Source organism: Exiguobacterium sp. N4-1P, assembly GCF_002214325.1.
In genome coordinates, this window is the sequence record NZ_CP022237.1 from 113492 (window position 1) to 126222 (window position 12731).

A 12731-nucleotide genomic window follows, 5' to 3' on the forward strand; every position below is an offset into this window, starting at 1 on the left:
ACTAATATGGCAAAACGTAAACAGAACGTTCGTAGTAAACGTAAAGTCAAAAAGAATATTGAGTCTGGTATCGTGCATATCCGTTCAACATTCAACAACACAATCGTTACGATCACTGATGTGCAAGGGAATGCAATCTCTTGGGCAACTGCAGGTAACATGGGCTTCAAAGGCTCACGTAAATCGACTCCATTCGCAGCACAACTTGCTTCTGAAACAGCTGCAAAAACTGCAATGGACAACGGTATGCGTACTGTAGAAGTCAACGTTAAAGGTCCTGGTGCAGGTCGTGAAGCTGCTATCCGTGCGCTTCAAGCAATCGGTCTCGAAGTTACAGCGATCCGTGACGTAACTCCAGTTCCACACAACGGTTGCCGCCCTCCAAAACGTCGTCGCGTGTAACCCGTCTTGTACTGCAAAGCGGGAAATCGAGTAGACTTTTGTTGATCGTTTGACCAAATCAAGCAGTAGACACGTACACGAGACGGTTGGCGATTGAACGCGATGGCCAACAGGACGATATTCAAGGAGGGGTTCAGATGATCGAAATCGAAAAACCGAAGATTGAAACGGTCGAATTAAGCGAAAACGCTACGTTTGGTAAATTCGTAGTAGAACCGCTTGAGCGTGGATTCGGTACAACGCTTGGTAACTCATTGCGTCGTATCCTATTATCTTCACTTCCGGGTGCTGCAGTCACTGCAGTCCAAATCGATGGCGTTCTTCATGAGTTCTCGACGATTGATGGCGTTGTAGAAGACGTTACCCAAATCATCTTGAACCTTAAGAAACTCGCCCTCAAAGTTTACTCGGAAGAAGAGAAAACACTTGAGATCGATATTCAAGGCGCTGGCGTTGTTACTGCGGCAAACATTACGCATGACAGCGACGTCGAAATCCTCAACCCAGAACTTCACATTGCAACACTTGCAGAAGGTGCATCACTTCATATGCGTCTGACAGCTCGTCGCGGTCGTGGGTATGTTCAGGCTGAAGATAACAAACGGGACGATATGCCAATCGGTGTGATCCCAATTGATTCGATTTACACGCCAATTCAACGTGTAAACTATCAAGTTGAAAAAACACGTGTCGGTCAAGATGCGAGCTTCGATAAATTGACGCTTGATGTTTGGACGGACGGTTCAATCCGCCCTGAAGAAGCAGTGTCACTCGGTGCGAAAATCATGACAGAACACTTAAACATCTTTGTTGGTCTTACGGACGAAGCGCTCCATGCCGAAATCATGGTCGAAAAGGAAGAAGATCAAAAAGAAAAAGTACTTGAAATGACGATCGAAGAACTCGATCTTTCAGTTCGTTCGTACAACTGTTTGAAACGCGCTGGTATCAATACGGTTCAAGAACTCGCGAATAAGAGCGAAGACGAGATGATGAAAGTTCGTAACCTCGGACGTAAATCACTCGAAGAAGTTCAAGCGAAGCTCGACGAACTCGGACTTGGTTTGCGTAAAGAAGACTAAAAACTATTAATTGCACGAAGGAGGGAATCCATCCATGGCATACTCGAAATTAGGCCGTACAAGCTCACAACGTAAGGCACTTTTGCGTGACCTTGCGACTGATCTCATCATCAATGAGCGTATCCAAACTACAGAACAAAAAGCGAAGGAACTTCGTCCAGTCGTTGAGAAACTCATCACTTTAGGTAAACGCGGTGATCTCCACGCTCGTCGTCAAGTTGCATCGTTCGTTCGCCGTGAAGCTGCTGGTCAAAACGCAGAGGGCAAAGCACAAGACGCGATCCAAAAATTATTCGCTGATGTTGCTCCACGTTTTGCTGAGCGTCAAGGTGGTTACACACGCATCATGAAAATGGGACCACGTCGTGGTGACGGCGCAGAAATGGTCATCATCGAACTCGTTTAATTTTTAAATGATTCGTTATAAAAGGGCAGTGCGTAACTCGCTTCTGCCCTTTTGTTACAAATGGAATTAATTGATTTGATGAAGGAGGAGTAGACATGACGAAGCTAATTGAACTGGATCACGTTACGTATCGGTATCCGGAACAGGAACAAGCTGCGTTACAAGATGTCTCTCTGACGATTCATTCTGGTGAATGGGTCGCCATCGTTGGACACAACGGCTCTGGAAAATCAACGCTGACTAAATTGTTTAATGGCTTGTTGCTTCCTGAATCAGGAACGGTGACCGTAGGCGAGACATTCTCGAGTGCGAATCCGGAGCAACTATGGGAGATGCGTCGGGCAATCGGCATCGTCTTTCAAAATCCAGATAATCAATTTGTTGGCACGACCGTGCGCGACGACGTGGCATTTGCCCTTGAAAATTGGGGTGTGCCACGCGAGGAAATGGTTCGTCGTATTGACGACAGTCTAGCGCGCGTTGGCCTTACGGATTTTGTTGATCGGGAACCCCATCAACTATCCGGCGGACAGAAGCAGCGTGTCGCAATTGCTTCGGCACTTGCGATGCGCCCTGATGTTCTCGTGCTTGATGAAGCAACATCGATGCTTGATCCACTCGCACGTGAAGAGGTTATGTCGACCGTTCAAGAATTATATGAACGACATCCGATGGCGGTAGTCGCCATTACACATGAATTAGACGAGGTCTTACAGGCCAGTCGTGTCATCGTGATGGATGCCGGGAAAATCGTATTAGAAGGTACACCTCAACAAGTCTTTGCGAAATCGGCGTTTCTCCAAGAAATCGGTCTCGATGTTCCTTTCATCGTTCGAGTTCAGGAGCAATTGCGGGCGCGAGGTCTCTCGTATGGGGACACGATACTAGATGAAAGTGAATTGGTGAACCGCTTATGCCAATCCTAATCCAGGAATTGAACTATACGTACCAACTTAATAGTCCGTTCGAACGAGTCGCGCTGCGTGATGTGAATCTTGAGATTCCGTCAGGGGCGCTTGTTGCGTTTGTAGGGCACACTGGGTCTGGGAAGTCGACGCTCGTCCAGCACATCAATGGATTGCTGAAACCGACGAGAGGAAAAGTCCAAGTCGATGACATCATCATTGAACCAAAACGAAAACAAGATTTAAAGGCACTACGAAAACGTGTCGGTCTCGTCTTTCAGTATCCTGAGTACCAGCTGTTTGAAGAAACAGTCTTAAAGGATGTCATGTTCGGTCCAATGAACTTCGGGCATGAGCAGGAAGAGGCGGAACGGCTCGCAAAAGAGGCATTACGCACAGTAGGGCTAGACGAAGTCTTCTGGTCCCGATCGCCGTTTGACTTGTCTGGTGGGCAAATGAGGCGTGTTGCGATCGCAGGCGTACTCGCTAGTCAACCAGACGTGTTGATCGTCGACGAACCGACCGCTGGACTCGATCCGCAAGGACGTAAGCAAATGCTGAGTCTTTTCGCCCGGCTTCATGCGGAAACGGGTTTGACATTACTCTTGATCACGCATGATATGGATCAAGTGCTCGAATATACGAATCGTGTCGTCGTCATGGAGCATGGACAAGTCGCGTATGATGGAGAGCCGATTGGATTATTCCAACAGGCGGAGCTGCTGAAGCAGTTCCATCTTGATCTTCCGCACGTCTTAGCACTTGCCTGGCCGGTGGCAGACCGACTCGGACTTTCGCGTCCGAACTTACGAACGGAACCGGAAGTCGTGGATTGGATTCTACAGGTACAGGGGGGACGTATATGATCGTCGGACAACATATTCCGGGTACGTCCTATCTTCATCGTTCTTCTGCGCTTGCAAAAATTATTTTTGCATTTTGTTTCATCCCGCTCGTGTTCCTCGCGAACAATGCAGCGACGAACATTTTTTTACTCATCTTTACGTTTTTAGCGTTAGCGAGTAGTAAATTGCCACTCCGCTACGTCTTGAAGGGCTTACGTCCGATTCTTTTCCTAATCGTCTTCACCTTCATCGTTCAACTGTTCTTTACGCGAGAAGGAACCGTCTTGTTCGAATTTGGATGGTTTAAAATTTATTCGGAAGGTCTGCGTCTCGCCATCATCGTCTCGCTCCGCTTCTTCTATTTGGTCTCGATCACGACACTCGTCACCTTGACGACGTCACCGATCGAGCTGACAGATGCAATTGAGTTGCTTTTGAAGCCATTCAAGGTCGTCCGCGTTCCGACGCATGAGATTGCCTTGATGCTCTCGATTTCGCTGCGGTTCTTACCGACACTGGCAGAAGAGACGGAGAAGATCATGAAAGCACAGCAGGCACGTGGTGTTGATTTAGCGGCAGGACCGATTAAAGAGCGTCTGCGGGCAATCATCCCACTTTTGATTCCATTGTTCATCTCGGCCTTTAAGCGGGCAGAGGACCTCGCGATTGCGATGGAAGCACGCGGCTACCGTGGGGGAGAAGGACGGACGCGTCTTCGGGAATCGAAATGGACGGCACGTGATACCGGTTTGATGGGTCTCCTCGTCGTCGTCGCGCTCCTGCTTGTTTACTTACGGGGAGGTTTCTGATGCGACGTTTTAAATGTACGATTCAATATGACGGGACGGGTTACTCTGGTTACCAAGTCCAACCGAATGGTGTAACGATCCAGGAGGTCGTCGAGAAGACGCTTGCGCGGATGCACAAGCACCCGGTCAAGGTGATTGGATCAGGGCGTACAGACGCTCGTGTGCACGCACAGGGGCAAGTCATCCATTTCGATACGGAACTTGCGATTGCGCCGGACAGCATGGTCAAGGCCTTAAATACGTTATTACCGGACGATATTCGTGTCCGGGACTGTAAAGAGGTCGCTTCTGACTTCGAAGCAAGGTATGATGTAGTGGGGAAAGAGTACCGGTACTTCGTACGCCGGACCGAAGATGCGTTTCGACGTCATCAATCGGTATTGATTCCGTACGCGCTTGATCTCGACGTGATGCGTCAAGCGATGACGTATTTAGTCGGCACCCATGATTTCAGTTCGTTTTGTGTCGCGAAGACGGAAACGGATAATCGAATCCGGACGATTTATGAAGCGGAGTTGATTGAGTACGGGGAAGAGCTAATCTTTCGGTTTAAAGGAAGCGGTTTTCTTTATAATCAGATTCGTATCATGGTCGGGACTTTGTTTGATGTCGGACGCGGACGTTTTGCCGCTACGGACATCAAGAAGATGCTTGCCGCGAAGGATCGAAACGTCGCTGGTGTGACGGCACCACCGCACGGGTTGTACCTTTGGGAAGTTTTCTACCCAGAGTCTAAAAAAGGCATTTGACATTAGCCGCTAAAAAACATACAATGTTTATTGGCATTTCATTTATTATGAAACCACAATCTTAGCCCCGTACACCTAAGATTCTGATAGATTCACACAGTGAATAAATGAAAAATCAAAAAAGAAACTTTTAAATTCCTTAGGAGGTATTTTACATGCGCACAACTTTCATGGCGAAAGCTACTGATGTAGAACGCAAATGGCTCCTTATCGACGCAGAAGGCAAAACACTCGGTCGTCTTTCGAGCGAAGTGGCTTCACTTCTCCGCGGTAAGCACAAACCTACGTTCACACCACACGTTGACTGTGGGGATCACGTTATCCTCATCAACGTTGAGAAAATCGTATTAACTGGTAACAAACTCGACAAAAAGGTCTACTACCGTCACTCTGGTCATCCAGGCGGCTTGAAGCAGACTGTCGCACGCGACTTACTCGCTAACAAACCTGAGCGTATGCTTGAACTCGCGATCAAAGGGATGCTTCCAAAAGGTAGCCTCGGTCGTCAAATGTTCAACAAACTCCACGTTTACGCTGGAGATACTCATAAGCAAGAAGCACAACAACCAGAAGTTTACGAACTTCGCGGTTAATACGAATTTAGGAGGAACTACACGATGGCAGATGTACGTTACTACGGCACTGGTCGCCGTAAACACGCGGCAGCTCGCGTTTTCCTCGTTGCTGGAGACGGTAAAGTCACAGTTAACGGGCGCGATATCAGCGAATACTTCGGTTATGAAACTTTAATCATGACTGCAAAAGAACCACTTGTACTCACAGAAACAGAAGGTAAATACGATATCATGGTAACGGTCAAAGGCGGCGGCTTCACTGGTCAAGCAGGCGCTATCCGTCACGGTATCTCACGTGCACTTCTTCAAGCGGATCCAGATTTCCGTGGAACACTTAAAGCTAAAGGCTTCTTAACACGCGATGCTCGTATGAAAGAACGTAAAAAATACGGTCTTAAAGCAGCACGTCGTGCACCTCAGTTCTCAAAACGTTAATCGTTTTATCTCTCATCCTTACGGGTGGGAGATTTTTTTATGCCAAAAGACCGCTCTCTAATTAAAAAAGCGGTCAAGCAACTGTCTGCCGTTCAAAACGTACGTCGTCGTATTGTTCGGATGAGGAATAAGAGTGCTGTGAGAGCAACAAACGTCAGCGGGATACTCCAGAGGAACAGATGCTGTAAAAATGCAAGAGGATCATTCGCCGTCTGTGAACCGACTGTACCGGTAAAAGACGTCTCCTGACTTAACACCGTGCTGTTTTCAGGGAGAGCGGGTTGATAAGCTACATTTGCTTCATGCCCTGCATAAAAGTAAATCGCATAGCCGATATGTAAGAAGACTGTGATGACGCTTGCGAAGACTAACATTTTTTTCATCAAAAAACTCCTTTTTCCGAATGCTTGGTGAGGATAAGTCCATCGTTAAGTATACCGGATTCTGTTTTCGGGAACAGAGGAGAAAGGAGTGTGGTGAAAGATGACACTATCAGTCAGTTGGTTGCTCGAACGAGCCAATCGAAAACTGAATGTTCCCGGACTCTCGCCGGAAGTCGCCCGAAAGACACGCCAAGTCATCCGGGAACTCCATGTCAAAGGAATTTATGTCGGAGTGGCCCAAGGCTTCCGTTCCTATGCCGAGCAGGAGAAACTCTATGCGCAAGGACGAACGACGCCGGGAGCGATTGTCACGCATGCCCGTGGAGGACAATCAAATCATAACCGCGGGATTGCCGTTGATCTGTTTCAATACTCCATGGACGGAACGGAAGCGATCTTTAATACCGATGCCAACTTTCAACAAATCGTCCAGGCAATGAAACGGCAAGGTTTTTCCTGGGGCGGAGATTGGAGTGGATTTAAAGATTATCCGCACTTTGAGTTAAATACAGTGACGACGGATGTTTTAGTGCCTTATCCGGGACAGCCGCTCTATCGAGGGGCCGTCCAGATGAACAGTCGGGACATCGAGCGGATTCAGCGGGCGGTCAAGGCAACCGTCACGAAACGATTTGATGTAGAGACGGTTGAAAAGGTCCGTGCCTACCAAGCACGTCAAGGATTAGCAGTTGACGGAGTCGTCGGACCGGCAACCTGGAATCGGATGTTTTAACAGATCGGGAGATCCCTTTTAGCGACAGCGCGGAGGAGATCTCTTTTTTTGAAGCTGCTGGACTGATTCTTCCGGGTCGACAAGGAAATGTCATCCTTTATGAGCCGAAATGTGCAAGCGCTATCTTATTTTTGTTATACTGAAATGGAATAAATCGAACGTTCTCAGGGGGAAGGCACTATGTTGAATGAACAAGAAATTCGCGAGGTAGTCGGACAGTTAATTGATCCGACGATCGAACGCTCGCTTGCAGATACGAACGGGATTCGTGATGTCCGAATCAAAGGAGACTACGTCAGCCTGAAAATCGCACTTGCGCAAGCAGGTTCAGGTGAACAGTTGACGTTACAACAAGAAATCGTTAAAGAGTTAAAAGAAAAAGGCTTCAAGACGGTCGGACTTCGTTTCGAGGCACTCGGCGATCACGGGATTCAGGCAGCGACGACACCATCGATTCTTAAACCGGAGTCAGGGACGACGTTCATCGCGATCGCTTCTGGTAAAGGGGGCGTCGGAAAATCGACGGTTTCCGTCAACCTCGCAGTTGCCCTTGCACGGGCAGGTAAAAAAGTTGGTTTGATTGACGCGGATATCTATGGTTTTAGTGTTCCGGATATGATGGGAATTGAAACACGACCGACCGTCGTCAATGACCGGATCATTCCGCCAGAGCGGTTTGGCGTAAAAGTCATCTCGATGGGCTTCTTCGTCGAAGACAATGCACCCGTCATCTGGCGTGGACCGATGCTCGGGAAGATGCTCAATAACTTCTTCTCGGATGTTGAATGGGGCGATCTTGATTACCTCTTACTCGATTTGCCGCCAGGAACGGGTGACGTCGCACTTGATATTCACTCGATGCTCCCAAGCTGTCAGGAATTGATTGTCACGACACCACATGCGACAGCGGCATTCGTTGCAGCTCGTGCCGGTGCGATGGCGATTAAGACGAACCACCGTTTGCTCGGTATCATTGAAAATATGGCGTACTTCGAAAGCAAGGTAACTGGTGAAAAAGAGTATGTCTTCGGATCAGGTGGCGGAGAGAAGTTGTCAGAAGCGCTAAAAACAGATATTCTAGCTAAGATTCCACTTGGACAACCATATGCGAATGAATCGGACTTTGCACCATCGATTTATCGCGATGACCATCCATTTGAAACACACTATAATGAACTCGCAGCGCGTGTCATCGAAAAAGTAGAGGGATAATACATGAAGATTAAAGGATTTTTGAAGCTGTTCTGGATGACGCTCCTAATTGGGACGCTAGCCGGCTTCGTGTTTAACCTTGTCGCTGAACCAGGGTACGTCCGCAATCAATCGATTAGCGGATACATTACGGCCTTGGCATACAGTAGTACATGGACGGCAATCAGCCTGATGGGCTTTTTCTCTTATTTGATTTTGCACCGGGTTGGACTTGATCTGTTCCGCGGCGCAAAGTTATGGAATCGGGTTCAGGTCGTTTTGATTGCCTTCGCCTTGTTTGACGGCGTCTACTTACGTGGACTTGCGTTCGGATTCGATAAAACAAGCCTCTATATTGGTGAAATGGTTGTCTTATTGTTCGTCGCATTTCTCGTTGCACGTACGAAAGCCCGTGAAACAAATTTCAGTGCTTTCATCCCGACGTTATTCTTAATGACGGTCATCACGTTGATTGAATGGGTACCAGCTCTTCAGGCAACGCAAGACAAGCGGATGCTTTGGGCCGCACTGGCGACACTCTTGGTTTGTAATGCGTATCAAATCCTGATGTTGCATCGCTTGCAAGAAAAGCCTGCTCCAGCGAAAGTACAGTCGCAAAAACAGGCATAAGAAAAGGACTCGGGGAATGGTTGTTATGACCAATTCCATCGGGTCCATCTTTTTTAAAAGTTTTTTTAGAAAAACAGTTGACGTAAAAAACAAGAGTTGATATATTAATACATGTCGCTAAGGCACACGCCGAAAGCGAGCGTCATACAACGAAAAAAACTTATAAAAAAGAATTGACATTAGTTAATACTTTACTGTAAGATTTAAAAGTCGTCAAATGACATATCGGACTTTGAAAACTGAACGATGAGGCAAAAAACGTATCTTCGGATACAAACAATGAATGAAGCGCAAGCTTCGTCAACGTGACTTCGGTCACAAAAACGAGCAAGTCAAACACTTTATGGAGAGTTTGATCCTGGCTCAGGACGAACGCTGGCGGCGTGCCTAATACATGCAAGTCGAGCGCAGGAAGCTCGCGGAACTCTTCGGAGGGAAGCGAGTGGAATGAGCGGCGGACGGGTGAGTAACACGTAAGGAACCTGCCTCAAGGATTGGGATAACTCCGAGAAATCGGAGCTAATACCGGATAGTTCTTCGGACCGCATGGTCCGATGATGAAAGGCGCAATCATCTGCTAGAACAAGGCCTCGACCGATTAGTATCACTCAGCTCCGCATGTCACCATGCTTCCACCCGTGACCTATCTACCTCATCGTCTCTGAGGGGTCTTTCTTGATTACTCAAAGGGAAATCTCATCTTGGAGGGGGCTTCATGCTTAGATGCTTTCAGCATTTATCCCGTCCGCACGTAGCTACCCAGCGATGCTCCTGGCGGAACAACTGGTACACCAGCGGTGCGTCCATCCCGGTCCTCTCGTACTAAGGACAGCTCTCCTCAAATTTCCTGCGCCCACGACGGATAGGGACCGAACTGTCTCACGACGTTCTGAACCCAGCTCGCGTACCGCTTTAATGGGCGAACAGCCCAACCCTTGGGACCTACTCCAGCCCCAGGATGCGATGAGCCGACATCGAGGTGCCAAACCTCCCCGTCGATGTGGACTCTTGGGGGAGATCAGCCTGTTATCCCCAGGGTAGCTTTTATCCGTTGAGCGATGGCCCTTCCATGCGGAACCACCGGATCACTAAGCCCGACTTTCGTCCCTGCTCGACTTGTAGGTCTCGCAGTCAAGCTCCCTTCTGCCTTTGCGCTCTACGAATGATTTCCAACCATTCTGAGGGAACCTTTGGGCGCCTCCGTTACTGTTTAGGAGGCGACCGCCCCAGTCAAACTACCCGCCTGACACGGTCCTCCAGCCGGATTACGGCTGCGAGTTAGAGACTCTATGCATGAAGGGCGGTATCCCAAGGGTGACTCCTCCGAAGCTGGCGCTCCGGTCTCGACGTCTCCCGCCTATCCTGTACATCATGCACAAAGCCTCAATATCAGGCTGTAGTAAAGCTCCATGGGGTCTTTCCGTCCTGTCGCGGGTAACCTGCATCTTCACAGGTACTATGATTTCACCGGGTCTCTCGTTGAGACAGTGCCCAAATCGTTACGCCTTTCGTGCGGGTCGGAACTTACCCGACAAGGAATTTCGCTACCTTAGGACCGTTATAGTTACGGCCGCCGTTTACTGGGGCTTCGGTTCAAAGCTTCGCTTGCGCTAACCCATCCCCTTAACCTTCCAGCACCGGGCAGGCGTCAGCCCCTATACGTCATCTTGCGATTTAGCAGAGACCTGTGTTTTTGCTAAACAGTCGTTTGGGCCTATTCACTGCGGCTCTACTCATGTAGAGCGTCCCTTCTCCCGAAGTTACGGGACCATTTTGCCGAGTTCCTTAACGAGAGTTATCCCGCGCGTCTTAGAATTCTCATCCCGCCTACCTGTGTCGGTTTACGGTACTGGCACCTTCCACCTCACTAGAGGCTTTTCTTGGCAGTGTGAAATCGTGACCTTCGTCCCTAGGGGACTCCGCGTCGTTCCTCGATCTTGGTGCCTGACGGATTTGCCAATCAGACGATCTCGAAACTTACACATGCACTTCCATCCGCATGCGTCACTATCCTCCTGCGTCCCCCCATTGTTCAAACGGTGGATCGGTGGTACAGGAATATCAACCTGTTATCCATCGCCTACGCCTTTCGGCCTCGGCTTAGGTCCAGACTAACCCTGAGCGGACGAGCCTTCCTCAGGAAACCTTGGGCTTTCGACGGAGGGGATTCTCACCCCTCTTTTCGCTACTCACACCGGCATTCTCACTTCCAAACGCTCCACTGCTCCTTCCGGTACAGCTTCACAGCGGTTTGGAACGCTCCCCTACCATTCCTTACGGAATCCGCAGCTTCGGTGGTATGTTTAGCCCCGTTACATTTTCGGCGCGGCGCCACTCGACTAGTGAGCTATTACGCACTCTTTGAATGGTGGCTGCTTCTAAGCCAACATCCTAGCTGTCTAGGCAGCGCCACATCCTTTTCCACTTAACATACACTTTGGGACCTTAGCTGGCGGTCTGGGCTGTTTCCCTCTTGACTACGGATCTTATCACTCGCAGTCTGACTCCCGAGTATAAGTTGCCGGCATTCGGAGTTTAACTGAATTCGGTAACCCTGTGGGGGCCCCTAGTCCAATCAGTGCTCTACCTCCGGAACTCTCAACCTCGAGGCTAGCCCTAAAGCTATTTCGGGGAGAACCAGCTATCTCCAGGTTCGATTGGCATTTCACCGCTACCCACACCTCATCCCCGCACTTTTCAACGTGCGTGGGTTCGGACCTCCAGTCAGTGTTACCTGACCTTCATCCTGGACATGGGTAGATCACCTGGTTTCGGGTCTACGACAACGCACTACGTGCGCCCTATTCAGACTCGCTTTCGCTACGGCTCCGCCTCATCAGCTTAACCTCGCGCGCTATCGTAACTCGCCGGTTCATTCTACAAAAGGCACGCCATCACCCATTAACGGGCTCTGACTACTTGTAGGCATACGGTTTCAGGATCTATTTCACTCCCCTTCCGGGGTGCTTTTCACCTTTCCCTCACGGTACTGGTTCACTATCGGTCACTAGGGAGTATTTAGCCTTGGGAGATGGTCCTCCCGGATTCCGACGGGGTTTCACGTGTCCCGCCGTACTCAGGATCCACTCTGGAGGGAAAACAGTTTCAGCTACAGGGCTGTCACCTTCTTCGGCCGACCTTTCCAGGTCGTTCACCTACTGTCTTCCTTTTTGACTCCGTATAGAGTGTCCTACAACCCCGGAGAGCATGCTCTCCGGTTTGGGCTGTTCCCGTTTCGCTCGCCGCTACTCAGGGAATCGCATTTGCTTTCTCTTCCTCCGGGTACTTAGATGTTTCAGTTCCCCGGGTCTGCCTCACGCTACGCTATGTATTCACGTAACATGTCCCATCCCATTACGGATGGTGGGTTCCCCCATTCGGAAATCCTCGGATCAAAGCATACTTACTGCTCCCCGAAGCATATCGCTGTTCGTCGCGTCCTTCATCGGCTCCTAGTGCCAAGGCATCCACCGTACGCCCTTCATACCTTGATCTAGCATTTTGGTATTCTAAGAACACACGTCTAATGACATGGTTATAAAAATTTGATGTCTTGTTGATGTCTTCAGTTTTCAAGGTGCGAGTG

14 protein-coding genes and 1 other annotated feature are annotated in these 12731 nt (G+C 49.2%); of the genes, 12 read left to right on the forward strand and 2 right to left on the reverse strand.

All coding sequences use genetic code 11. The features are described from left to right. Nucleotides 1–6: 6 nt before the first annotated feature. The 9 genes from rpsK to rpsI all read left to right on the forward strand — a co-directional run bounded on the left by rpsK (nucleotide 7) and on the right by rpsI (nucleotide 6208). Nucleotides 7–402: a 30S ribosomal protein S11 gene (gene rpsK, locus A0126_RS16215; RefSeq protein WP_029332272.1), complete on the forward strand. Its 396-nt coding sequence runs from the start codon at nucleotides 7–9 to the stop codon at nucleotides 400–402. 137 nt (nucleotides 403–539) lie between these two features. After that, entirely contained in the window at nucleotides 540–1484 is a 945-nt protein-coding gene (locus A0126_RS16220; RefSeq protein ID WP_029332273.1) for a DNA-directed RNA polymerase subunit alpha, read from the forward strand. 34 nt (nucleotides 1485–1518) lie between these two features. Beyond that, a complete protein-coding gene (gene rplQ, locus A0126_RS16225) occupies nucleotides 1519–1890 on the forward strand; it encodes a 50S ribosomal protein L17 (RefSeq protein WP_023466649.1) in 372 nt (123 codons plus the stop codon). Nucleotides 1891–1985: 95 nt separating this feature from the next. Beyond that, nucleotides 1986–2816, forward strand: a complete 831-nt coding sequence (locus A0126_RS16230) for an energy-coupling factor ABC transporter ATP-binding protein (RefSeq protein WP_088836010.1) — start codon at nucleotides 1986–1988, stop codon at nucleotides 2814–2816. Further along, on the forward strand, nucleotides 2804–3661 hold the full coding sequence (locus tag A0126_RS16235; protein WP_029332275.1) for an energy-coupling factor transporter ATPase: 858 nt from the start codon (nucleotides 2804–2806) through the stop codon (nucleotides 3659–3661). The genes A0126_RS16230 and A0126_RS16235 overlap by 13 nt, the downstream gene beginning before the upstream one ends. Next, nucleotides 3658–4449: an energy-coupling factor transporter transmembrane component T family protein gene (locus tag A0126_RS16240; RefSeq protein WP_088836011.1), complete on the forward strand. Its 792-nt coding sequence runs from the start codon at nucleotides 3658–3660 to the stop codon at nucleotides 4447–4449. The genes A0126_RS16235 and A0126_RS16240 overlap by 4 nt, the downstream gene beginning before the upstream one ends. After that, entirely contained in the window at nucleotides 4449–5198 is a 750-nt protein-coding gene (gene truA / locus A0126_RS16245; RefSeq protein WP_029332277.1) for a tRNA pseudouridine(38-40) synthase TruA, read from the forward strand. The genes A0126_RS16240 and truA overlap by 1 nt, the downstream gene beginning before the upstream one ends. Nucleotides 5199–5353: 155 nt before the next feature. After that, a complete protein-coding gene (rplM, locus tag A0126_RS16250; protein ID WP_012369041.1) occupies nucleotides 5354–5791 on the forward strand; it encodes a 50S ribosomal protein L13 in 438 nt (145 codons plus the stop codon). A 24-nt stretch (nucleotides 5792–5815) separates the two neighbouring features. Continuing rightward, the gene (gene rpsI, locus A0126_RS16255) at nucleotides 5816–6208 is read left to right on the forward strand and encodes a 30S ribosomal protein S9 (RefSeq protein ID WP_012369042.1); all 393 of its coding nucleotides are present in this window, start codon (nucleotides 5816–5818) and stop codon (nucleotides 6206–6208) included. A gap of 92 nt (nucleotides 6209–6300) precedes the next feature. On the opposite strand, the gene A0126_RS16260 is transcribed toward rpsI, so the two are convergent. Next, a complete protein-coding gene (locus A0126_RS16260) occupies nucleotides 6301–6591 on the reverse strand; it encodes a hypothetical protein (protein WP_088836012.1) in 291 nt (96 codons plus the stop codon). 100 nt (nucleotides 6592–6691) lie between these two features. Between A0126_RS16260 and A0126_RS16265 the strand changes: the two genes are divergently transcribed. From A0126_RS16265 to A0126_RS16275, 3 genes are all read left to right on the forward strand, one after another. Continuing rightward, on the forward strand, nucleotides 6692–7324 hold the full coding sequence (locus A0126_RS16265; RefSeq protein ID WP_088836013.1) for a M15 family metallopeptidase: 633 nt from the start codon (nucleotides 6692–6694) through the stop codon (nucleotides 7322–7324). Nucleotides 7325–7504: 180 nt separating this feature from the next. Beyond that, nucleotides 7505–8536: an Mrp/NBP35 family ATP-binding protein gene (locus A0126_RS16270; protein WP_029332281.1), complete on the forward strand. Its 1032-nt coding sequence runs from the start codon at nucleotides 7505–7507 to the stop codon at nucleotides 8534–8536. Nucleotides 8537–8539: 3 nt separating this feature from the next. After that, entirely contained in the window at nucleotides 8540–9145 is a 606-nt protein-coding gene (locus tag A0126_RS16275) for a KinB-signaling pathway activation protein (RefSeq protein WP_088836014.1), read from the forward strand. Nucleotides 9146–9541: 396 nt separating this feature from the next. Continuing rightward, nucleotides 9542–12639 (forward strand) — a sequence feature (most likely nonfunctional fraction of RNA operon). Here A0126_RS16275 and A0126_RS19440 read toward each other — a convergent pair. After that, nucleotides 12500–12731, reverse strand: a 232-nt coding sequence (locus A0126_RS19440; protein WP_204251448.1) for a hypothetical protein, incomplete at its 5' end; no start/stop codon positions are given. Its footprint overlaps the feature before it by 140 nt.